Source organism: Rhizobium tibeticum (assembly GCF_900110205.1).
In the GTDB taxonomy this organism is placed as follows: Bacteria; Pseudomonadota; Alphaproteobacteria; order Rhizobiales; family Rhizobiaceae; genus Rhizobium; species Rhizobium tibeticum.
This window is the reverse complement of sequence record NZ_FOCV01000030.1, coordinates 1-20793: the sequence shown is the minus strand read 5'-3', so window position 1 is coordinate 20793 and position 20793 is coordinate 1. Positions and strand designations below refer to the sequence as shown.

At 58.6% G+C, this 20793-nt stretch carries 23 protein-coding genes and 1 pseudogene; 14 read left to right on the top strand and 10 right to left on the bottom strand.

Features of this window, described 5'->3' with window-relative positions:
* Window positions 1-77 precede the first annotated feature (77 nt).
* The 3 genes from BSG20_RS26155 to hglS are packed head-to-tail and all read right to left on the bottom strand — an operon-like array spanning window position 78 to window position 4305.
* Window positions 78-1310, bottom strand: a complete 1233-nt coding sequence (locus BSG20_RS26155; protein ID WP_072380053.1) for a pyridoxal phosphate-dependent aminotransferase — start codon at window positions 1308-1310, stop codon at window positions 78-80.
* 8 nt (window positions 1311-1318) lie between these two features.
* Window positions 1319-2851, bottom strand: coding sequence for an L-piperidine-6-carboxylate dehydrogenase (gene amaB / locus BSG20_RS26150; RefSeq protein WP_072380055.1), 1533 nt, complete (start codon window positions 2849-2851; stop codon window positions 1319-1321).
* A 53-nt stretch (window positions 2852-2904) separates the two neighbouring features.
* Window positions 2905-4305, bottom strand: coding sequence for a 2-oxoadipate dioxygenase/decarboxylase HglS (hglS, locus tag BSG20_RS26145; protein WP_072380057.1), 1401 nt, complete (start codon window positions 4303-4305; stop codon window positions 2905-2907).
* Between the two features lie 109 nt (window positions 4306-4414).
* Between hglS and BSG20_RS26140 the strand changes: the two genes are divergently transcribed.
* The 3 genes from BSG20_RS26140 to BSG20_RS26130 all read left to right on the top strand — a co-directional run bounded on the left by BSG20_RS26140 (window position 4415) and on the right by BSG20_RS26130 (window position 6273).
* The gene (locus tag BSG20_RS26140; RefSeq protein WP_072380059.1) at window positions 4415-5329 is read left to right on the top strand and encodes a LysR family transcriptional regulator; all 915 of its coding nucleotides are present in this window, start codon (window positions 4415-4417) and stop codon (window positions 5327-5329) included.
* Window positions 5326-5877 (top strand): recombination regulator RecX, encoded by a 552-nt coding sequence (recX, locus tag BSG20_RS26135; protein ID WP_072380061.1) that lies wholly within the window; start codon window positions 5326-5328, stop codon window positions 5875-5877. Before BSG20_RS26140 ends, recX begins: the two co-directional genes overlap by 4 nt.
* Before the next feature lie 204 nt (window positions 5878-6081).
* Window positions 6082-6273, top strand: coding sequence for a hypothetical protein (locus tag BSG20_RS26130; protein WP_072380063.1), 192 nt, complete (start codon window positions 6082-6084; stop codon window positions 6271-6273).
* Window positions 6274-6402: 129 nt separating this feature from the next.
* On the opposite strand, the gene BSG20_RS26125 is transcribed toward BSG20_RS26130, so the two are convergent.
* Both BSG20_RS26125 and BSG20_RS26120 read right to left on the bottom strand, forming a co-directional pair.
* Window positions 6403-7392: a LacI family DNA-binding transcriptional regulator gene (locus tag BSG20_RS26125; protein WP_072380065.1), complete on the bottom strand. Its 990-nt coding sequence runs from the start codon at window positions 7390-7392 to the stop codon at window positions 6403-6405.
* Window positions 7393-7410: 18 nt separating this feature from the next.
* A complete protein-coding gene (locus BSG20_RS26120; RefSeq protein ID WP_072380067.1) occupies window positions 7411-8418 on the bottom strand; it encodes a Gfo/Idh/MocA family protein in 1008 nt (335 codons plus the stop codon).
* A 199-nt stretch (window positions 8419-8617) separates the two neighbouring features.
* On the opposite strand from BSG20_RS26120, the gene BSG20_RS26115 reads away from it, so the two are divergent.
* From BSG20_RS26115 to BSG20_RS26095, 5 genes are all read left to right on the top strand, one after another.
* Window positions 8618-9910, top strand: a complete 1293-nt coding sequence (locus BSG20_RS26115) for an ABC transporter substrate-binding protein (RefSeq protein ID WP_072380069.1) — start codon at window positions 8618-8620, stop codon at window positions 9908-9910.
* Window positions 9911-9986: 76 nt separating this feature from the next.
* Entirely contained in the window at window positions 9987-10874 is an 888-nt protein-coding gene (locus tag BSG20_RS26110) for a carbohydrate ABC transporter permease (RefSeq protein ID WP_072380071.1), read from the top strand.
* Complete coding sequence (locus BSG20_RS26105; protein WP_072380073.1) at window positions 10875-11786, top strand: carbohydrate ABC transporter permease; 912 nt, start codon at window positions 10875-10877, stop codon at window positions 11784-11786.
* 19 nt (window positions 11787-11805) lie between these two features.
* Window positions 11806-12891 (top strand): ABC transporter ATP-binding protein, encoded by a 1086-nt coding sequence (locus BSG20_RS26100; protein ID WP_072380075.1) that lies wholly within the window; start codon window positions 11806-11808, stop codon window positions 12889-12891.
* A gap of 13 nt (window positions 12892-12904) precedes the next feature.
* Complete coding sequence (locus tag BSG20_RS26095; RefSeq protein WP_072380077.1) at window positions 12905-13642, top strand: ThuA domain-containing protein; 738 nt, start codon at window positions 12905-12907, stop codon at window positions 13640-13642.
* A 51-nt stretch (window positions 13643-13693) separates the two neighbouring features.
* Here BSG20_RS26095 and BSG20_RS26090 read toward each other — a convergent pair whose 3' ends face one another.
* From BSG20_RS26090 to BSG20_RS26080, 3 genes are all read right to left on the bottom strand, one after another.
* On the bottom strand, window positions 13694-14140 hold the full coding sequence (locus BSG20_RS26090; RefSeq protein WP_072380094.1) for an RrF2 family transcriptional regulator: 447 nt from the start codon (window positions 14138-14140) through the stop codon (window positions 13694-13696).
* 103 nt (window positions 14141-14243) lie between these two features.
* Window positions 14244-15455, bottom strand: a complete 1212-nt coding sequence (gene hmpA / locus BSG20_RS26085; protein ID WP_072380079.1) for an NO-inducible flavohemoprotein — start codon at window positions 15453-15455, stop codon at window positions 14244-14246.
* Between the two features lie 266 nt (window positions 15456-15721).
* Complete coding sequence (locus BSG20_RS26080; RefSeq protein ID WP_244541437.1) at window positions 15722-16321, bottom strand: recombinase family protein; 600 nt, start codon at window positions 16319-16321, stop codon at window positions 15722-15724.
* A 563-nt stretch (window positions 16322-16884) separates the two neighbouring features.
* Here BSG20_RS26080 and speD point away from each other — a divergent pair.
* The 5 genes from speD (at window position 16885) to BSG20_RS26060 (ending at window position 20057) form a co-directional block, all read left to right on the top strand.
* Complete coding sequence (gene speD, locus BSG20_RS26075) at window positions 16885-17499, top strand: adenosylmethionine decarboxylase (RefSeq protein WP_177309894.1); 615 nt, start codon at window positions 16885-16887, stop codon at window positions 17497-17499.
* A gap of 128 nt (window positions 17500-17627) precedes the next feature.
* Entirely contained in the window at window positions 17628-18590 is a 963-nt protein-coding gene (locus BSG20_RS26070) for a fused MFS/spermidine synthase (RefSeq protein ID WP_177309893.1), read from the top strand.
* The gene (locus BSG20_RS26065) at window positions 18587-19426 is read left to right on the top strand and encodes a hypothetical protein (protein WP_072380083.1); all 840 of its coding nucleotides are present in this window, start codon (window positions 18587-18589) and stop codon (window positions 19424-19426) included. The genes BSG20_RS26070 and BSG20_RS26065 overlap by 4 nt, the downstream gene beginning before the upstream one ends.
* Window positions 19427-19590: 164 nt before the next feature.
* Window positions 19591-19749 carry a hypothetical protein gene (locus tag BSG20_RS36650; protein WP_167371607.1) on the top strand — a complete coding sequence of 53 codons (159 nt, stop codon included), beginning with the start codon at window positions 19591-19593 and terminating at the stop codon, window positions 19747-19749.
* A gap of 23 nt (window positions 19750-19772) precedes the next feature.
* Window positions 19773-20057, top strand: coding sequence for a hypothetical protein (locus BSG20_RS26060; RefSeq protein ID WP_072380085.1), 285 nt, complete (start codon window positions 19773-19775; stop codon window positions 20055-20057).
* A gap of 33 nt (window positions 20058-20090) precedes the next feature.
* Here the strand turns inward: BSG20_RS26060 and BSG20_RS37060 are convergent, their stop codons facing one another.
* Window positions 20091-20270 (bottom strand): hypothetical protein, encoded by a 180-nt coding sequence (locus tag BSG20_RS37060; RefSeq protein ID WP_210216959.1) that lies wholly within the window; start codon window positions 20268-20270, stop codon window positions 20091-20093.
* Window positions 20271-20410: 140 nt separating this feature from the next.
* Complete coding sequence (locus BSG20_RS36645; RefSeq protein ID WP_177309892.1) at window positions 20411-20572, bottom strand: hypothetical protein; 162 nt, start codon at window positions 20570-20572, stop codon at window positions 20411-20413.
* Between BSG20_RS36645 and BSG20_RS26050 the strand changes: the two are divergent.
* Window positions 20571-20793, top strand: a pseudogene (locus BSG20_RS26050) (LuxR C-terminal-related transcriptional regulator); the annotation flags it as partial. The gene BSG20_RS36645 and the pseudogene BSG20_RS26050 overlap by 2 nt on opposite strands.

Below are 20793 nucleotides of genomic sequence, written 5' to 3'. Positions count from 1 at the left end.
GTCCGGGCGTTTTCTTGACGTCATTCATTCGCTTAAACGGCGCGGGAACCGGCGATCCCGCCTCGCTCTGGCGCCAATCAGGCGAGCCGCCGGCAAGCGGCTGCGATACGCTCGATCGCTTGCCTAAGGTCCGCCTCCGCTGAGGCATAAGAGATCCTGAAGAACGGCGAAAGGCCGAAGGCCGAACCTGGGACGACCGCGACATTCGCCTCCTCGAGGAGGTAGGCGCAAAACTCGCTGTCCGTCGTGATCTTGCGACCGCCCGGCATCATCCGGCCGAGAACGCCGCCACATCCGGAGAAGGTATAAAAGGCGCCTTCGGGAACGCGGCAATCGAGGCCGTCAATTGCGTTGAGACCGGAAACGACGAGATCGCGCCGCCGCCTGAAGCTCTCCGTTCGCTCGGCAAGAAAATCCTGCGGTCCGTTGAGCGCGGCAACAGCTGCGGCCTGGCTGATCGAGGACGGGCAGGACGTCGCCTGGCTCTGCACCACGGACATCGCTTTAATGAGCGCCTTCGGCCCACCGGCATAGCCGATACGCCAGCCGGTCATTGCGTAGGCCTTGGAGACGCCGTTGATCGTCAGCGTGCGCTCGCGCAGGCGCGGCTCCAACTGCAATGGCGTGACGAACCGGAAATCGTCGTAGACGATGTGCTCGTACATGTCGTCGACCATCAGCCAGACGTGCGGATGCCTGAGCAAGACGTCCAGCAACGGCCGGTAATCATCGGCGCTATAAGCGGCACCGGACGGATTGGATGGCGAGTTCAGCAACAGCCAGCGCGTCCGCGGCGTGATCGCCGCTTCGAGCTTTTCGGCGGTCAGCCGAAACCCGCTGTCTGCATCGCAGGCAACGAGGACAGGCTTGCCTTCACAGATCTGAACGATATCGGAATAGGACGTCCAGTAGGGAGTGGGGATGATCACCTCGTCGCCGGGATCGACCGTCGCCATCATCGCGTTGAAGAGGATTTGCTTGGCGCCGGTGGCGACGGTTATCTCGCCAGCCTCGAAGGAAAGATCGTTCTCACGCTGAAACTTGGTGCGGATCGCTTCCTTCAACGCCGGCGTGCCGTCGAGCGCCGTATACTTGGTATCGCCGTGCTGCATCGCGTCCCAGGCAGCCTGCTTGACATGATCGGGCGTTTCGAAATCAGGTTCGTCGGCGCCAAGGATAATGACCGGTCTGCCTTCCCGCTTCATGGCCGCGGCGCGCGCGCCGATCTGCAGGATCTCGGAGACGCCGATCAAGGATATCCGTGAGGCGGGCCTGAAGCCCGCCTCCTCAATTTTCACATCGATGGTCATGGCCGCTCCTACTCGATTTCGAAGGAGACGCCCTGCGCAAGCGGCAGAGCCCTGGAGTAGTTGATCGTGTTGGTGGCCCGGCGCATATAGGCTTTCCATGCATCGGAGCCCGACTCGCGGCCGCCACCCGTTTCCTTCTCGCCACCAAATGCGCCACCGATCTCGGCGCCCGAGGTTCCGATGTTGACGTTCGCAATACCGCAATCGGATCCATCGGCCGACAGGAAGCGTTCAGCCTCCCGTAGATCCAGCGTGAAGATCGACGAGGAGAGACCGGCGCCGACAGCATTGTGGTCTTCGAGGACCTGATCGAAGTCGTTGTATTTCATGACGTAGAGGATCGGCGCGAAGGTTTCCTCCAGCACCGGACCGATCTGTGATGGCATGTCCACGAGGGCCGGCTTGACGTAGTAAGCCTTATCATACGGCAGCGCGACGCGCTCGCCGCCGCTGACCACGCCGCCATGGGCTTTCGCCTCGCCAAGCGCCTTTTGCATGTTGTCGAAGGCGAGCTTGTCGATCAGCGGGCCGACTAGTGCCGTGCTTTCAAGCGGATTGCCGACGGAGACATTGGCATAGGCTTTCTTCAGTCGCGGCACGAGTTGATCATAGACGCTCTCGTGAACGAACAGACGGCGAAGCGTCGTGCAACGCTGGCCGGCCGTGCCCATTGCTCCGAAGGCGATGGCGCGCAGCGCCATGTCGAGATCGGCCGATGGGCAGACAATGCCGGCATTGTTGCCGCCGAGTTCCAGGATCGCACGTGCAAAGCGGCGTGCCAGGCGAGGACCAACGTCCCGGCCCATGCGCGTTGAGCCCGTCGCCGAAACAACCGGCACCTTCGGATGATCGACAAGGACCTCGCCGACGGCGCGATCGCCAATCAGCACTTCGCTCAGGCCATTCGGCGCATCGCCGAAGCGCGCAATCGCGCGCTGCAGGATGGCCTGCGAGGCAAGTGCCGTAAGCGGCGTCTTCTCGGAAGGCTTCCAAACGACGGCGTTGCCGCAAACCAGCGCAAGCGCAGCGTTCCAGGCCCAGACTGCGACTGGGAAGTTGAAGGCGGAGATGACACCGACGACGCCGAGCGGATGCCAGGTTTCCATCATCCGATGTCCCGGCCGTTCGGTTGCGATGGTCAAGCCATAGAGCTGGCGGGAAAGACCGACGGCGAAATCGCAGATGTCGATCATTTCCTGCACTTCACCGAGGCCCTCGGAAGGGATCTTCCCGGCTTCGATCGAGACCAGTCGGCCGAGCTCCGTTTTGACAGCGCGCAGTTCCTCGCCGAGCAGGCGGACAAGCTCACCGCGCTTCGGCGCGGGAACGAGGCGCCACGTCTCGAATGCGCGGGCAGCCTTGTCTATCTTCGCGCTCGCCGCTTCCTGAGTGTCGGTCTTCAGTGCCGCGAGCTGCTCGCCCGTGACCGGGCTGTAGGAGGCCATCTCTCCGCCGGTATAAAGCGCCTTGTCGACGCCGATCTTATCGAGAAGCGCAACGGCTTCCTGTGCTACATCAACTGCTCTTGCTGCCATGGTCATGTGACGACCCTTTGTGTTGGTGTTTGGTTCTTGTTGCTGGTCGTTGGGTTGCTTCACTCGGCCGCTTGGGCGGCGCTCAGGCGAGCTCTGCATTCAGCGATCGATTGCGCCTCGATGCCGGCGTAATGATCGAACTCATTGAGAACAGGCGTCCCGAGATCGCGCTCAAAGCGCTGCTGGTTGGGGCTTGCGGTAAACTCCTGCGTCGCCTCGTCGCCGAGGTTTGACTGGAAGATGCCGGCCGCGCTCACAGGTAGGAAATCCTCGTAAACGATCGCGTCGAAGCAAACGAGCCCGTCCAACAACAGTTGCTCGATGCTGGCATCGGCTGAGGCCACTGCGCTCTCTCCCTTTTCCGTCAGCGAATAACGGAAATAGCCAAGGCCCTTTGCGCGGATTTCGGCCCAGCTGTCCGGGAAGAGCACGAAAGCGTCGACAAGCGCCTTTTCGTAGGCAGCAGCGTTCGAGCCGTCGGCGGCCGGGCGAACCACTTTGCGCGATTCCGTCAGCAACTTGTCGTACAGAGCGCGACCTTTAGGGGTCAGGGCGATGCCTCGGCTTTCGATTTCCCCGAACCGGGCCGTATGCGTGCCCTCCTGCCAGTGACCGCTCGCATCCCTGAAAGAGACCGCTTCTTCAAGGGCCTTGAACGACGTCTGCCGCAACAGAATTGCGCAGCGACGGCTCGGCGGACCTTCGACGACCGCCTTCGGCGCAATGCCATATTCCGGCATCAGCCGCTGTACTTCGTCGATATCGAGCGTGCGCGGCGTCAGGTGATTGATATGCGGCCCCTTGAACGAGACGACGTCGGCAATCAGTCGGTGCGCATCATGCAGACGGCCGTACATGGCGAGGCCAACATTGGCCTGGTCATGCCAGCGGAACGTCTCCAGGACCTCGGCAACGAAGCGCGTGGCATCATCATCACCCAGACCACCCTGGCGCTCGGCCTTTTCGGTCAGCTCGATGGCACCGGCGGTGAAGATTTGACGCTTCTGAAGGATCGCGTCGGCTTCAGCGCGCAATTCTTCGTCGGCAATCAAGTCGAGGCGCAGCAGAGAGGTGAAAACGCGGAACGGGTTGCGCTTCAGTGCGGCATCGCCCACCGGTCGGAAAGCGGTAGAGTGGACTGGCACCCCGGCCTCGCTGAGGTCGTAGTAGCCGACCGGGAACATGCCCATGACGGCAAAGACGCGTCTCATCATGGCAAGTTCCGCCGCAGTCCCGAGACGGATGGCACCATGGCGCTCTTCGGAGACACGCTCAAGCGAATCGGTTTCTTCCAGTCTGTGCTTGAGGACCGGATCGGCGGCAAGCGTCGCGGCATTGACCTTGGCAACAATGTCCATCAGCGTGCCGTAAGCATGCACCTCGGTCCGATACATGGCCGACATGGCCGCAGAAAATGCAGAACGGATAGTACAGGAGGAGACGTAACTTTTGGTCAGCATAGCTTTTCTCACGAGACGCCAATTGGAGAAGTTCATTCTGGATTGCGATCATATCGCGTACACGATAGAGGAATAACGATAAATGAAGCTGAGATGATGCGGTTTTGGAATGACCTTGCCTCGAAAGCTGATACCCGACCTGACGACACTGCAGTCATTCGAGTCTGCCGCTCGCCACGGCAACTTCACGCGCGCGGCTCTCGAACTCAACCTGACGCAAAGCGCCATCAGCCGACAGATCAAGGACTTGGAAACCCAGCTCGGTGTCCTCCTCTTCGAGCGCGTTCGACAGCGAGCGATCCTGTCGGAGGCCGGCAAGCGGCTGCTGCCGGAAGCGAGGCGCCTGCTGCACCAGACCGAAGAGATGATGATCCGGGCAGCAGCAGGTGCCGACGCGACGGCGACGCTTTCGATCGCGACCCTGCCGACATTCGGCAGCCGCTGGCTGACGCCACGGCTGGCGGGCTTCTTGGCCGCCCACCCGGGTTCACAGGTTGACATCGCCTCCCGCTCCGAACCATTCGACTTCGAGCAGGAAAGCTTTGATCTCGCCATTCATTACGGTCAGCCCATCTGGGCACGGGCAACCTGCACGTTTTTGTGCGACGAGAAGGTCGTCCCGGTTGCCAGCCCAACCTTGCTGCAATCGGATCCGGTTGCCAGCCCGACGGAACTTATACACAGGCCGCTCCTGCATCTGGCCACGCGTCCACGGCTCTGGCGCCAGTGGTTTGAGCACTGCGACATCGACGCTGATCCCTCATATCGTGGCAACCGGTTCGACCAGTTTTCGATGATCATCGAGGCCGCCACGATGGCGATGGGGTTTGCGCTTCTGCCGCTTTATCTGATCGAACAAGAGCTAAGCTCCGGAAAGCTGCAGATTGTTTTCGACCAGCCGATGTCGACCGAGAACAGCTATTATGTGGTAACGCCTGATGGTAAGCGTGAACATGCGCTTGGCTCAGCATTCACGGCCTGGCTACTCTCGCAGGTAAGCAATAAGGGCACGACTGAACCGTGAGCGACGAGCAGACCCCGCCCGACACCCCGACTGCGCGCATGCTGAGTTGGGCCAGGAACTCGACCATCTATCGGCTTGAGCGCGGAATGATGACCGAACGACAATTGTTCGATGCCATCGTCAGGAAGGCCAAACAGAAATTCGAGGACATCACCGAGACGCAACTCAAGGTAGTGGCAGATTCGGCCGTGACATTTGCATTCGAGCATGGCGGTCTGAACGACGCCACCTATGCAGAAGTCAGCACGCGTTCCGGGGTTCGCCGCGGCAGGTCAAAGCGGCGTATCGCGCAAAACCTTTCCCAGAAGGGCATCGATCGCGAGATCATCACGGCTGCCCTTGATGAGGCGGATGAACTGCTGGCAGCCGTGGTCTTCGCGCGAAAGCGCGCCTTCGGACCGTTTCGCCGCGGCACCGTCGATCGGGTAGGGGTCACCAAGGAAATGGCGGCATTTGCGCGCAACGGCTTCAGCTTCGACACCGGAAGGACCGTGCTCGCTATGAGCCGCGAGGAGGCCGAAGACCTCGTGAGCGCGCGATCTCGTTAGTCGCGCCAACGTCGCTTGCGAAAAGCTAAAAATCCTGTGCTCGTTGAGCGCATGGTGTACCCAGTCGCAACGGCCCGGACTTGCCGGGCTTGTCAAGTTGGACGGCGAGTCCATATGCCTTAGAGTTGGCTTGCTTGGTTTAGCAAACGGAATTGCGAATCCTTGAAACAATGAGGACACAAAGCCGCGAAGGGAAATCAGGGCATGAACAATATCGCGAAGCTTTTCGTTCAATCGGCAATGGCCGCGTTGACCATCTGCGGTTTGCTCGTCATCACGTTGCCGTTCTTCCTTGATCCGCAGGACATCCCGGACCACAGGACATTCCTTGCCATGTTTGTCGCGATGGCGATCAGTCTTTGGGCATATGAGCTGATTTTCAAAAGAGATCGTTGAAGCGCGCTAACAGCTTCGTCACCCCGTGAGTTGGCGGATTTGCCGCGGGCTTCTCCTCAAGATCGCAACCGCAGTCTGAGGCCAGAAGAAAGCAAGCGGCGAGGAATTGCAAAGGCCGCGTGACCGGCTTCAAGCTGTCGAGCCCCAGCGGGCCGTGCAGGTGAGGGTAATGCTATGGGGGCCTTCGATCTCGGCATCGTGACGCTCGATGAGTTCCACGACGGCATCGATGAAGGCAACATGGTCGAGGCTTAGCGTCGTCAGGTCGTTGCAGTCCCACGCCGCCATGGCGATGCCATCCTGGCCGACGACGGCAATATCATCGGGCGTGTTCTTTCCAAGCACGCGCCGTGCGGCATCCCGCGCGCCGATGGCCATGACGTCATTGCCGCAGATGATTGCGTCCACCTTGGCGCGGTGAAGAAGCAGGACGGCTTCCTTAAAGCCGGAATCGTAGCTGTAGTCACCGAACGCTTCCGCCTGCAGCGTGAGGCCGCGTTTGGCGAGCGCATCGACGAACCACCTGCGCCGCAGCTTGTCGATCCAACTCGATTTCGTGCCCGAGAGGTAGGCGAAGCGTTTCTTGCCGTCGGCAACGATCTTGTCGATGATCTCGTCGGCGGCGGCCGATCCGTCGATCCGGATGCTTGAGACGCTCTCGTTCTCAAGCGGTTCGAAAGAGACAATGATCGGCTTCGTGGTGTGGAAGATGTCGACGGCATCCTGCATCGACACCATGTCGGAGAAGACGACGACGTGATCCACCTGATAGGTGGAGGCGAGGCGCATGAGCTGCAGCCTGTCGTCGTGATCGGCGCAGCACAAAATGATCGGCAGGAGCTGACGGGCTTGCAGTCGATGGACGAGAAGCTGCTGTTCCTCGGCTTCGCATGGATTGCCGATCGCGTTGACCACCAGCGCCACCAGCCGTGAGCGCTGATTGTTGAGCGAGCGGGCGATTGCATTCGGTTGATAGCCGTATTCGCGAGCAACCGCCAAAATGCGGTCACGGGTCGCGCTTCCGATTCTGGAATCCGGAGAAAAAGCCCGCGAGATCGTGGCCGACGACACTCCGGCGAGCTTCGCCAGTTCCTTCGAGGTGATCCGCCGCTTGTTCATTCAAAAAATTCCACGCGTTTATGGCGCGGCTATTCTGACGGGCGCCCCGTCCGCCGCCGCCGATTCCTTGATTGCATCCCAGAGCCTAGCGAATCGCAGGCCCATTTCAACGGAGCCGGTGTTTTCCATCGTCCCGTCGCGAATGGCGAGGAAGTTTTTCATCGGATTACCGAGAATTTCCGCTTCCTCGCGCGGCTCGTTTGTACGGCCGACACTGATCTCGCGCCATCCGCCCCAGGCGTCGATGCGAACGATTGCCTTCGAATAGAAGAAGGTGATGTAGGAGGCGCAGCCCGGAGGACCGTCGCCGGCCGCCGTCAGCGTCGCCAGCGCACCATTTTTGAGGCGGGCCGAGACGGCGGTCGCAATGTCGACGTTCTTGCCGTGATTGTTCATATAGGCCGACACGCTCTCGAAATCCGAATTGGCAAGCAGGCAGACGGTATTCATCATGTGGGCGCCGGTGTCGAACATGAAACCGCCGCCCGAGATATCCGGCTGCTGCTTCCAATGGCCGTCGTAGTTGCTGGACCAGCTTTCCCAGATCATCCCCGATATCGCGACCAGATCGCCGAACTCACCGGCAAGCGCCCGCTTGCGCGTATCGATCACTAGGGGAGAGAGACCACCCTGGAAGGCGGTTACAACTGTCACGCCGCTCTTCGTCTTTGCCGCAATCAGTCGTTCGGCTTCCGCAACCGTTGTCACCATCGGCTTTTCAAGGAAGAGATCGAGCCCGGCCTCTGCAACAGCCGTTGCCTGCTCGCCGTGAAATGCATGCGGTGTAGAGACATAGACGATATCCAATTCGTCCCGGCAGGACGCCAGCATCTCTCGGTAATCATCAAAGCTCCGCGGTACCGGCGCTCCGGCCGCAACGCAAACGTCGATCAGGCGCTGGCGAGAAGAAGGTGTCGTGTCGGCAAGCGCGACAAATTCGATCTCGGGCATGCGAGCCCAACTTGTCGCATACTCAGCCGCTTTCAGGCCTGCGCCAATGACGCCAAGCCGCAATTTCCGTGACATGAGAAATCCTCCCGAATGCAGTGTGCATACGGTTACACAAATGGTTCGATGAAAACAAGATCTATTAAATCCTGCAAATTCAATTACTTATTCTTTCGACAGAAAGCCCATCAAAAACCGCCTTGCCAGTCGTTGGAATGCGTGTACATTTTCGACCGTGGTGCTGGAGGGCGCCGCATACCAAAAGGGAGGACTTCCGTTGAAGAAGACGGTCATTGGTGGCCTGTGCGCCATTCTGCTCAGCGCCGTATCGACGCTGGCGCATGCTGAGACAATCCGAATTGCCAATCACGGTCAGGCCGGCATCGACGCCATGAAGTCGACGGTCGAGAAGATCGAGAAGAAATACGGCGTGACCGTCGAGGTCGTGGAATACCCCGCGCCCGACAAGGACTATCTGACGAAGCTGCTGACCGAGCTCGGCGCCGGCAACGCGCCTGACCTCTTTTCCATCCCGACGACGGCCGCCGTTGCTGATATGGTCGAGGCCGGTTACCTCGCGCCGGTGACCAAGGAAATCAAGGCCTGGGATGGCTATGCCAATTTCTATGACGTCGCCAAGCAGCTGGCGGTCAGCCCGGACGGGCAAACCTATGTCATGCCGTTCATGCTCGGCATTCAGGAAATCTACTACCGCAAGGACGTCCTCGACAAAGCCGGCATCTCGACGGAGCAGCCGAAGACCTGGAAGGACCTTCTCGATCGTGCCGCCGAAATCAAGAAGAAGACCGGCGCCTACGGCCTGCTCTTCCCGGCTGGCGTTTCCTGGGGAAGCGGCGCCTTTGACGAAGGCTTCCAGCACCTGATCGTCGGCTCCAAGACGCCACAGCTCGTCGATGCGGACGGCAAGCTCGACCTTAACGGCGAGGGCGTCAAGGATGTCTTCGACGTCTACAAGCAACTGATCGACAATGATCTGATGCCAACGCAGCCGTTGCTCGGACCCGAGCCCTGGGTCGTGCCGAAGTATCAGATGTTCCCGGCCGGCAAGCTTGCCGCAACCACCTGCGGTTCCTGGTGCTACATCTTCGACTGGGGTCGTGAAAGCAAGAACCCGATTCCTGAGGTGACCAAGGTCGTCGGCACCTGGACCGTTCCGGGCCAGAGCGGTGGCCAGTATGTTCTCGCCAATCTTGCAGCCCCATGGGCCATCAACGCCAAGTCGGCCAATGTCGAACTCGCCAAGAAGGCGCTGATGGAGATCGGGTCGGTGGAGACGCAGGTTTCCTACGCAGCTCGCATCGGCAACATTCCGTCCAGCAAGGATGCGGCTAAAAACGCCGACTTCCAGAAGCTCATGGAACTCGTTCCGATCCATGCCGCGGCAGAAAAAGGCACTTTCCTGAAACAGGCCTCCGGCTTCGGTACCGTTTCAGAAGGTGTTGCACGCGCTACAGAGGCGCTGCTGCGCAAGGAAACCGATGCCGCCGGCGCGCAGAAGATTCTTGTCGACTATGTCAAGGAAACTTTGGGCGACGACGTCGTAAAGTAAGCCAAAGCTTACGCAAGGGAGACGTGGGCTTGCCCGCGTCTCCGGATTTCCTTTCGAACGAGTTATAGAGCTTTCCATGGCCCGAAACGTCCACGAAAGGCGCACTGAGCGGCAGCTTCTTCTCATCTTGTTGCCCTCACTTGCGCTGCTTCTGGCCTTTGTGATCTATCCCGCGCTTTACTCCGTCTATCTGAGCTTCACCAATGAGGCGCTGACGGGTGCTGCGGCTCTGCGCCCGCGCTTTGTCGGTATTCGCAACTATGCGCGGTTGCTGAACGATGCGAAGTTCTGGAACGCCTTGCTCGTCACCTTCCTGTTCGTGGTCGGCTCGGCGGTGATCGGCCAGTTCGCGCTCGGTTTGGTCTCAGCGATGGCGCTTCGTCGTCGCATCCACTTTAGGCGGCTTTTCTCTTCGATCATCCTTCTGCCAAATGCCGCGCCCGAGGTGGTTGCCGGCTTCATGTGGATTTCCATGTTGGCGGGTGGAGAGCAGGCGACGCTCAGCCGTATCGTCAGCTTCTTTGGTGTAACGCCGGCCGACTGGTTGCAGGTTTTTCCACTTTCGATGATCATCATCGTCAACACCTGGCGCGGCATCGCAACTGCGATGATCCTTCTGACGGCCGGCCTCAGCACCATTCCCAACGAGATTTACGAGGCTGCCCGCATGGATGGCGCGACCCCGTCGCAGATGTTTCGCCGCATTACCTTGCCGCTCATGATGCCGACGATCCTGCTCTACATGCTGATCTCGGCCGTTTCGACCATCGCCGTCTTCGGTCTCGTCTATGCACTGACACGCGGAGGCCCGGGCGGGGCGACGGAACTTGTCAGCATCTATATTTACAACCAGTCTTTTACCGCGTTCCAGCTCGGCTATGGCGCAGCGGTGGCGGTTGTCGCGTTGCTGATTTCGCTGATCCTCGGCGTCGGCTATGTCCGGGCCATGAAGGTGGAGGTCTGAATTGCTGTGATCTCCCCGAGCGAAAATGCCAACAAGACCCGGTCGGACCTGCTTGCCTATGCAACGCTGTCGCTGATCTCGGTCTTTTGTGCTGTTCCCTTCCTCTGGGTGCTTCTTGCATCCTTCGATGGAAACGCCCAGCTGTTCCTTCGCTGGCCAGAGCAATGGAGCTTCGCCAACTATCTGCGGGTCTTCACCAAGGAAGACGGCGCAAAGTGGCTGTTCAATTCGCTCTTCGTGGTCGGCGGCGCCACCATGCTGGTGATAGTCCTGGCCGGGCTTGGCGGCTATGCGCTGTCGCGCACCAGAGCGTGGTGGAAGCTGCCGTTCCTCTATGCAATCCTGTTGATCCGCGTCCTGCCGCCGACAGCACTCGTCGTACCGCTCTACAAGTTCCTTCTGACGCTGAATAATGCGGAGGGCGCTATCCTGCGACCGATCTTTGGCGAATATGCCCGGCCGATCATGCGCTGGACGGGTTTCATCGATGGCTATCTCGGCCTGATCCTCGTGCTTGCAACGATGCAGTTGCCATTGGCGCTGTGGATCATGAAGACATTCTTCGATGGCCTTCCGCGCGACTATGAAGAGGCGGCGCTGATGGACGGCGCGACGCTCGTACAACGCATTCGCCGGGTGCTCATCCCGCTGGCGCTGCCGGGACTGGCCGCCGCCGGGCTGTTTGCCTTCATGTCAGCCTGGGGCGATTTCCTGTTGCCGCTGATCTTCCTCTCCTCGCCAGAACTGCAGACGCTGCCGCTTGGTCTCTTCCGTGCATTCCTGCGCATCAACGAGATCGACTACGGCCTGCTTGCCGCGCTCGCCTTCATCTATCTCCTGCCGGCAGTCGTCGCCTTCGGCTTTGCGCGCCGCTTCCTCGTGCAGACATTTGCCGGCGGCGTCAAAGGCTGACACCAGAAAGAGCTTTACGATGATCAATCTCAGGAATGTTCGCAAATTCTACGGTGCATTGGAGGTCATCAAGGGCGTCGACATCATCGTGGAAGACGGCGAGTTCGCAGTGTTCGTCGGCCCATCGGGTTGCGGCAAGTCTACCTTGCTGCGCATGATCGCGGGTCTTGAGGGTATCGACGATGGCGACCTCATCCTCAATGGCAAGCGCATCAATGATGTTCCCCCTGACAAGCGCGGCATTGCCATGGTGTTCCAGTCCTACGCGCTTTATCCGCATATGACGGTTGCCGAGAATATCGGCTTTTCCCTCAGCCTGAAGAAGGTTCCGGAGGCGGAAATCCGTCGCCAGGTGGAAGCTGTCGCCGAGATCCTGCAACTGACGGACTACCTTGATCGCCGTCCCGCGGCCTTGTCGGGCGGCCAGAGACAGCGCGTCGCCATTGGTCGCGCCATCATCAAGAAGCCGTCGCTGATCCTTTTCGACGAGCCCTTGTCCAATCTCGACTCCGCACTGCGCGTGCAGATGCGTGCCGAGCTGCAGCGCCTGCATCGCGAGCTCAAGGCGACCGTCGTCTACGTGACGCATGACCAGGTCGAGGCCATGACCATGGCAGACCGCATCGTCGTTCTGAACAAGGGGGTCGTTGCCCAGCAGGGTGCGCCGATGACGCTCTACCACCAGCCCGACAACGAGTTCGTCGCAACCTTCATCGGCTCTCCGAAGATGAACACCATTCCGGTGATCATCACCAGGCCGAGCGCCGGCAAGGCCCACGCCCAAAGCCCGTTCGGCTTGTCGCTCGACCTGCCTGATGCGGGCGCAGTTGTGCCGCAGGGTGAAGCCACGCTCGGCATTCGGCCGGAACATCTGAAGATCGCAACCGACGGGCAGGGAGACTTCTCGGCCGAGGTTATCATCGTCGAGCGGTTGGGCGTCGAGACATACATGACCGTCGGCTCGCAGGAACAGCCGATCGTCGTCCGCGCCGAAGGTGACATCGCGTTGCGGCCCGGCGATCGCGTGTCGCTCACAGCCGATACAACCGCCTGCCATCTGTTCGATTCCACCGGTCGGCTCATCCGTCCGGCCCAGGCATCATAACATCGAGGATACCATGACAATCAAGGTCACCATCTGGAACGAAGGCCGCCACGAACAGCTGCACAAGGAGGTTCAGGAAATCTACCCTGACCGCATCGACGGTGCGATCGCAGCCGGCATCGCCAACCCGGATTTCGAAATCCGCCGTGGTAGGCTCGACGATCCGCACGAGGGTCTGCCGGACGAGCTGCTTGACGACACCGACGTGTTGCTCTGGTGGGGCCACATGGCCCATGAGGAGGTGAGCGACGGTTTGATCGATCGCATTCAGCAGCGAGTACTCAAAGGGATGGGCCTTCTCGTCCTGCATTCCGGCCATCACTCTAAGCTGTTCCGCCGGCTGATGGGCACCAACGCCAATCTGTCCTGGCGCGAAACGCCGCAGGGTGATCTCGAGCGGGTCTGGGTCGTCAATCCGGCTCACCCGATTGCCGAGGGTCTACCGCCTTACTTCGAGGTCAACGCCTCAGAAATGTATGGCGAGCCTTTCGATATCCCGCAGCCGGATGAACTTGTCTTCATCTCTTGGTATTCAGGCGGAGAGGTTTTCCGCAGTGGCTGCACGTTTCAGCGCGGCCGCGGCCGCATCTTCTTCTTCAGCCCCGGCCACGAGACCTATCCGATCTACCACGACAAGACCGTGCACAAGGTTATTGCCAACGGCATCCGCTGGGCCAGGCAGACCCACACCGATGGTCGGATCCTGGAAAATTGGCATCGCGCCGAACCCATTCACGCCCGCCCGGCATAGCCATCGGCAGCTGCAATTCTGTGCCGGACACCCCAGGGGTGTCCGGATCCCTCACGGTTCCGGCAGGGCAAGCAGACGGCGCAACGGCACGGACGGCCGGGTGAGGTCTGCCAGCGTATAGCCATCGAGCACATCGAGAAAGGCCGCAGCGGCCGAAGCCAGCGCGCGCTTCAAGACGCAGGCGGGTTGCACGACACAGACAATCTCGCCATTGCCAGTTTCCATGCAGGGTACGATCGCAAAATCAGGCTCACAGGCCCGGATGATCTCACCGACGCCGATCTGTTCGACAGCGCGGGCAAGCCGCATACCGCCCTGACGACCGCGCACGGTATCGATCAAGCCCTTTTGCCCGAGCTCATGCGTAATCTTCATCAGGTGCGCCTTTGAAATATCATAGGCTTCTGCAATTTCCGCGATCGTCGACAGCCGCTCGCCTTTGAGCGCAAGATACATCATGAGCCGCAACGCGTAGTCGGAATAGACGGTCAAACGCATCTGCAAATCCTTCGAGGTCAATCGTAGACGTCGACATAAAGATAATCGCCCGATACATCATTTAGCAAGGCGGCCGTGACCGGCCGCCCCTTCATTTCGAACGTCATGCCGCAGCGAGTTCATCGGCCGGGCCGAAGAACTCGTAGTGAATACGGTCCTCGGTGACGCCGGCTTTGGTGAGGCCGTTCACGAAGGCGGCCAGGAAGGGTTTTGGGCCGCAGAGGTAGAAGTCGGCTTCAGCGATGGGTGTATTCTTTGCCAGCCAATCGATCGTGATGTAGCCCTCATGGTCGAAGTGAACGCCCTTCTGATCCCGATCATGCGGGCTGCCGTAGAAGACGGCCGTCTTCAGATGCTCGCGGTTCTTGGCGATATCGCGCACGTGCTGTCCCATGGCGTGGACGCCTCCGTTCTCGGCGCCATGGATGTAGTGGACGGGAAGCCTTTCTCCGCTGTTTGCGATGGTCTCCAGCATGCTCACCATCGGCGTCAGACCGACACCGCCACTGAGCAGCACAACGGGCCTCTCCTGGCCCGGCGGCAAATGGAAGTCTCCGGTCGGAGGCGCCACGTCAATGACCGCGCCTTCCTCAATCCGATCGTGAAGGAAGCTCGACACCAGGCCGTGCATCTCTCGTTTGACCGAGATGCGATAGGTCTCACCATTTGGAGCAGAAGAGATGCTGTAATTCCGGTGCTGTGGGGGAAGACCCGGAATATCGAACCGAAATGTCAGGTATTGACCGGGGCGATGACGGACCACTGCGCAACCATCGACCGGTCGCAGCACAAAAGATGTGATGATGTCGCTTTCGCGTCTCTTCGACACAACGGCAAACTGCCGCCAACCATTCCAGCCGCCTTCGGTCGATTGTAGATCAGCGTAGATCTGCTTTTCACGTCCAATCAGGATGTTGGCGAGAAACCAGAATGCCTCGCCCCAAGCATTGAGGATGTCATCCGTCGCCACCTCACCGAGAACATCCCTGATCGCACCCAAGAGAGCGGTCGCAACATGGGGATAGTGATCAGGCCGGATGTGCAGGCCGACGTGCTTCTGCGCGATGCGCTCAACGGCTCCGGTAAGCACAGCCAGATTGTCGATGTTCTGGGCGTAAGCGAGGATCGCCTGGGCCAGCGCCTTCGTCTGGCGTCCCTCTTCCCCCTGGTTCGACTGGTTGAACAGGTCGCGAACGTTAGAATTCTCAAACAGCCGCTTGTACATTGCCGCCGTAATCTCAGTCCCGTTTGTTGTGAGTGCAGGCACAGTCGCGCGCACGATTGCCTTCGTGGTCTCAGTCAGGGTTTGCGTCATCATGGTCTCCAAAAGTTGCACCGTCGACGCAACTGACCTAGCACCTTACGATATATTCTCCATATATGTTTATGCGTCTGCGCCGTTCGGTCGCAGCGATAGCGGCATAGCCAGAAAATGGTTCGAGTGCTGGCCTGCCGCCTCAAGAAGCCTCGATCAGGTCGGTCAGCCACCGAACATCGCCGAGATGAGGTCGTATGGCCGTCGGCACTCGAGCCATCCATTGCGCCGCAAAACCGCACCGACTATGCAACGGCAGGAGGACGTCAATGACACCTCCATCGATATCCATCGTCCTCACAGCTGGATAGACAACCAGATATGAACGACGAGACGACGAAGAGAAGAGATCGGATACAAGAGGTGTCTCGCGGAGCCATGGCGGCCTGTGCCAAGCGGACCTGTGCCTTGGTAAGAGCGAATTTTCGGCCCCCTTTGCGGCCGCGCGCCTTGGCTGCCGCAAGGCCGGCCATGGTACGCTCGCGGATCAGGTTCCGCTCGAACTCGGCCAGGGTAGCAAAGATGCCGAAGACCATTCGGCCGGAGGCGGTTGTCGTATCGATCTGTGCGCCTTTTCCGGTGAGCACTCTGAGGCCGATGTCACGATCCGATAGATCTTTCACCGTGCTGACAAGGTGAGCGAGCGTCCGTCCGAGTCGATCGAGCTTCCAGACGACCGGCACATCGTCGGCGCGCAGCGCTCGCAGACTTGCTGTCAAACCACGGCGATCGTCGCGGCCCCCTGACGCGCGATCCTCATAGATATTGTCCTGCCTGACGCCCGCAGCATGAATGGCATCGTGCTGCAGATCGAGTGACTGGCTTCCGTCAGCCTTGGAGACGCGGGCATATCCGTTCCTGCGCAAGATGTGGCGGAAAGCGGTCGCCTTGCCGTGCCATTGCGGCCGGAGGAGTGGCTGCCCGACCGGCAACCACGTCTCGAAATCCGGTTGCGGGAGCTCGGCCGCAACCCCATTTGGAGGACCAGTTCACGATGACGCTTGATAACGCGCATGGGATGGTTCTAGGGCGCCCTTGCGGAAAACGCTTGGAATGATTTTCTAGATTTTTGGTGCCGCAAAAAAGTCTGCGACAGAACCCTCGGATCAAGCTGATTGCGATCCTGTTTGCCTATCGCCGAACCGTTCAGAAATTATTCAAGCACCAAAGCCGCTTGATGCTAAAGTGTACCTGGAATCGCCGGGCTTTAACCGCAGAACAATCCAGAATTATCCAATAATTTCACCAGTTTGGCGTTTACGTAGGGCCACTAGACTAAGACTAAAGGCCAACTTGAAATGTTCGAGCCTATGGAACGAGTATCGTCTCCCACGGGAGCGTTTCGAGTGATCAAAACGCAATCTCAGAGGGAGCAGGCCGGAGCCCAACTCTCCGCAAGCATATACCACAGACGGAGTTCATGAGGGCAATGCGTACTAATAACACGCTCATCCCGACGGGCGATGATTTGGCGGAGCTGTTGTTGACGCTTGACGAAGCGGAGCGCACCCACAGAACCCGCCGCGTTAAAGGTAAGCAGATGAACTCGATGTCCCGTCCATACTCGGGGTTATTCCAGTCGAACCCCACTGATTTCTCCACGCACTATGATGTAGCTGGTACTTTTATTCCTCCGCTACCTGTGGCCGATAGCGGTATGAGTGAACATGTTGTCGGCGGGTTACCGGGCCGCCACTTGATTGCAGAGTTCTATGATGCCTCGACTCTCGAGGATATAGGGCGAATCGAGTCAGGATTTCGGGACGCAATCATCCAGTCACGCGCTACGCTGCTCCATTTACACTTTCATAGATTTGGGAGCGGAGGAGGGATCACCGGCGCTGCAATACTCGCTGAGAGCCACATGACGGTTCATACATGGCCAGAGAAGAGCTTTTGCGCGATCGATATCTTCATGTGTGGCGTTTGTGATCCCCGAAGTTGTTTGCCTGCCATGGTCAGAGTGTTCAGCCCGCGCCGTATCGAGATCGTTCAGATGATGAGAGGCCTCTGCGTATGTGATGGCGCAGAGTGTTCATCATGACGTCTTCGCCACATCAGGCTGCTCCATCGTCACCAGAGGAGGGTGAGCGATCTTACCCTCTTCCGCCTCTACCGCCAGGGTATTTCTACGCGGATGCCCCTTCCTACCAGTTACCGCTTCGCGACAGCATGTATGTCGTCGAAATGGCTGATCCGGTTGATCGGTATCACTATAGCGTTAAATCGATTCTCTGCGCGGAAAAGACTGCTTTCCAGAGCGTCGTGATAGCTGACACGTACAATCACGGCGTTGCACTGTATCTGGATGGCGTGATTCAGAGTGCGGCTCACGATGAGGACCTCTACCACGAAATGCTCGTCCAACCGGCGATGCTGCTACACGAAAAACCGACAGATGTCTTAATCATTGGCGGAGGGGAAGGAGCTACGTTGCGCGAAGTCCTCGCGCACCGTACGGTTCGAAAGGCAGTGATGGTCGATATCGACCAACAAGCTGTAGAACTCTGCCGACGGCACCTGGCAGAATGGCATTGCGGCGCGTTTGAGGACCCGCGCGCGGAAATTCACTTTCAGGACGGACGTGAATTTATTGAGAGCGATGACCGGCAATATGATGTCGTGATTGTAGATGTAGTCGATATGCTGGACAACGGCCCTGCTCAGCGACTCTACACGCGACAGTTTTACGAACTAACCAAACAACGACTTCGCCCGGGAGGAATTTTGGCTATCCAAGGGCTTGAGTTCTCAATTAATCATTGGAAGGACCATATCGCGCTACGGCGCACTCTGCAGACCGTTTTTGCGAACGTCGGTAGCTATCATCTGAATGTCCCGTCATTCCTCTGCTCTTGGGGCTTTCTGATAGCGTCGGATCGGAGCGACGCTCTTGAGCTTATCTCTCCACTGGACATCGAAGGTCGGATTTCTGCTAAACTCGATCCTGATTGGCTCGATCATTTGACCGGAGAGCTTCTGCATTCGAGCTTCTGCAATTGTAAAGAATTGAAGCTTTATCTCTCGTTGCCGGGGCCAATTGTGGACGATGATGATCGCTATGTAAGATTCCCGGACATAAACGAGGTTGATCCTACATGGGAGAGACTTCGATTAGTACGAGACGACGGGTGACCGTAACTTCGCTCAAACCACGTGCGTGGCTGCTGACGTTTAGACCCGAATCATCGCAGAGCGCCAACGAAGAGATCAGGCTAGATTTGCCAGAGCCTGTCCTGGCATTATTCGAAGAACTCCCGGACCCCGATTACTTGCTTGACGCTAGAACGCTTGCGCCAATCACTACGTCGCGCTCGCACGATTGCGAGATTATCTTCCTCCCTGCAGGTTCTGCGACGCCGTTCCCAATGCAGAAGGCGGCGGAGGGTTGGATATCCGAAGATGCATCTGGCACCGGCGCCCGACAATCAGTGATCGAGATCGCATTTCAGGGAGCCCGCGTTTTACGCGCAGTACGCAAGATAGTCATCGTGGGGGATCAGGATTGGCCGGCTAGGAAGGGGATCGCCCAATTTGAATGGATATATAAACAACTATGTCGTCTAGAGGAGGGCATAGTAAGCCAATGGCAAACTTCGGAAGAAGATGCGACCTTCTTCTACTTGAGCCGTGCTGGACATTCGTTCCAGCGACGAGTAGGTGTTTCGGCCGCCAGAGCGAGTGCGGCAAGGTATTGGCTAATCCGCGCGGAGACGTTGCTCGATCGCTCTGACCTGATCACCCCTCCAGCAGCTCGACGCATATTTCTTGAGATGTGCTTAAGGACAGAGATAGCCGCGCGTATAAAGGCGGCAGAAAAAGCAGTCGACGCAATTCACTTGTTTTACGAACAAGCTTTTATGCGGTTAAGTGAAAGGCGGGAGGCTCGAAGAAGTCTATCGATCGAAATTTGCATCCTGCTCGCAATTCTAACCGAGGTCGCATTGTATATCTGGGAGCTCTGGTTTTGATCTAGAGCCTTTCACATTCAAGTTGACTTGTAGCCTGCGTTTTCAATGTAATCCGGCATTCCCTTGGTGTAATGGCGGTGAACTGCACCCGAACGTCGGACCGCCCGAGGAGAGAGGTTTCCGGCTTTGTGAACTGCCCCCGGTGACGTGCCGAGGAGAATTCGATGAAGAAGACGAAGTTTCACAGAAGCGCAGATCGCCTTCATTCTGAAGCAGGCAGGAAGACGGCGGTGTGCCGCAAGGCGGGGATTTCCGACGCGACGTTCCGGCGCAAGAAATATGCGGGACTAATGATCAATGTCGCACAGATAGACTTCATTTAACTACAATCTTAGGGAGGAGTTTCGTGAACAAGTTCATCACTGTGGCTGCTTTGGCCGCCGTTTTGCTCAGCACCGCGCCAGTCCGTGCGGCAAACAATGTCTGCGAGTATAAGGACTATGATTGGGCAGAACTCAGCTCGGTCGAGAAGGCTGCTTGGCAGGCTCTCGGCTACTCGCAGAGGCTGTGGGACGGGAACGGTGAGTCCCCGACTTCCGACAAGGATTGGTCTGAGCTTACGTCTGCCGAAAAGCGGGCGGCGCAATCCCTCGGCTATACTCGCTCGTCCTGGGAAAGCGGCAGATGTTAGGGTCTCGTAAACAGGGGAATCGGGTGAAGGGAATTAAGCCGCAACGAGGCTCACGAGATAGTCGTCGTCCCATGCAGCCGTTTGTCGTCTGAGCTTGACGGAGTCTTTTCCTGGCGCGTTGCGGACGAGATTGTGGGCCATGTGGTGCAATGTTGTGAAGTTGGCGGGTGCGTTTTCGGTCCTGATGCGGCATTCGTCGTCGCGGAATGTCATGTCCATGAGTGCAGAGAGTGGCGAGTAGGCCGGAGGGATTTCACCTCCAGCCTCTCTCAGAACGGTGCGTGAGCCTCTCGACTCACACCGCTCCCATCAAGTAAATGCGGATTCCGACGTGAAGCCGGCCGCCAATCCGATCAAAGACCGGCCACCATTCCGATTTGAAGCCGGCCACCGTTCCGATCAAAGACCGGCCAGTTTTCGGCACTGAAGATCACTCCCTGGGTCAGCAACTTTGGCATCAAATACCTCGCGATGAACGAGGGGATTTTGATGCCGGCAAAGAGAAGGCTGACCATGAGACATTTGCGACAAATGCTGCGGCTTGCGGCAAGCGGAACGAGCTCGCGTGAGATTGCCGTCGTGTTGGGAATTGCGCGAAGCACGGTGCAGGATAATCTGCAGCGCGCAGCGGCGGTTGGGTTAAACTGGCCCTTGCCTGGGGACCTTACTGACGATGCGCTGGAGAGCAAACTCTTCGCTCGGAATGGCATCAAACAGGGCACGAGAAGGCGGGTCG

Excerpts from the sequence above, each read along its gene's own strand:
- BSG20_RS26155 (WP_072380053.1), bottom strand. The coding sequence starts at position 1,310 with ATGACCATCGATGTGAAAATTGAGGAGGCGGGCTTCAGGCCCGCCTCA.
- amaB (WP_072380055.1), bottom strand. The coding sequence starts at position 2,851 with ATGACCATGGCAGCAAGAGCAGTTGATGTAGCACAGGAAGCCGTTGCG.
- hglS (WP_072380057.1), bottom strand. The coding sequence starts at position 4,305 with ATGCTGACCAAAAGTTACGTCTCCTCCTGTACTATCCGTTCTGCATTT.
- BSG20_RS26140 (WP_072380059.1), top strand. The coding sequence starts at position 4,415 with ATGACCTTGCCTCGAAAGCTGATACCCGACCTGACGACACTGCAGTCA.
- BSG20_RS26130 (WP_072380063.1), top strand. The coding sequence starts at position 6,082 with ATGAACAATATCGCGAAGCTTTTCGTTCAATCGGCAATGGCCGCGTTG.
- BSG20_RS26125 (WP_072380065.1), bottom strand. The coding sequence starts at position 7,392 with ATGAACAAGCGGCGGATCACCTCGAAGGAACTGGCGAAGCTCGCCGGA.
- BSG20_RS26120 (WP_072380067.1), bottom strand. The coding sequence starts at position 8,418 with ATGTCACGGAAATTGCGGCTTGGCGTCATTGGCGCAGGCCTGAAAGCG.
- BSG20_RS26110 (WP_072380071.1), top strand. The coding sequence starts at position 9,987 with ATGGCCCGAAACGTCCACGAAAGGCGCACTGAGCGGCAGCTTCTTCTC.
- BSG20_RS26100 (WP_072380075.1), top strand. The coding sequence starts at position 11,806 with ATGATCAATCTCAGGAATGTTCGCAAATTCTACGGTGCATTGGAGGTC.
- BSG20_RS26095 (WP_072380077.1), top strand. The coding sequence starts at position 12,905 with ATGACAATCAAGGTCACCATCTGGAACGAAGGCCGCCACGAACAGCTG.
- BSG20_RS26090 (WP_072380094.1), bottom strand. The coding sequence starts at position 14,140 with ATGCGTTTGACCGTCTATTCCGACTACGCGTTGCGGCTCATGATGTAT.
- hmpA (WP_072380079.1), bottom strand. The coding sequence starts at position 15,455 with ATGACGCAAACCCTGACTGAGACCACGAAGGCAATCGTGCGCGCGACT.
- speD (WP_177309894.1), top strand. The coding sequence starts at position 16,885 with ATGCGTACTAATAACACGCTCATCCCGACGGGCGATGATTTGGCGGAG.
- BSG20_RS26070 (WP_177309893.1), top strand. The coding sequence starts at position 17,628 with ATGTATGTCGTCGAAATGGCTGATCCGGTTGATCGGTATCACTATAGC.
- BSG20_RS36650 (WP_167371607.1), top strand. The coding sequence starts at position 19,591 with ATGAAGAAGACGAAGTTTCACAGAAGCGCAGATCGCCTTCATTCTGAA.
- BSG20_RS37060 (WP_210216959.1), bottom strand. The coding sequence starts at position 20,270 with ATGACATTCCGCGACGACGAATGCCGCATCAGGACCGAAAACGCACCC.
- BSG20_RS36645 (WP_177309892.1), bottom strand. The coding sequence starts at position 20,572 with ATGGTCAGCCTTCTCTTTGCCGGCATCAAAATCCCCTCGTTCATCGCG.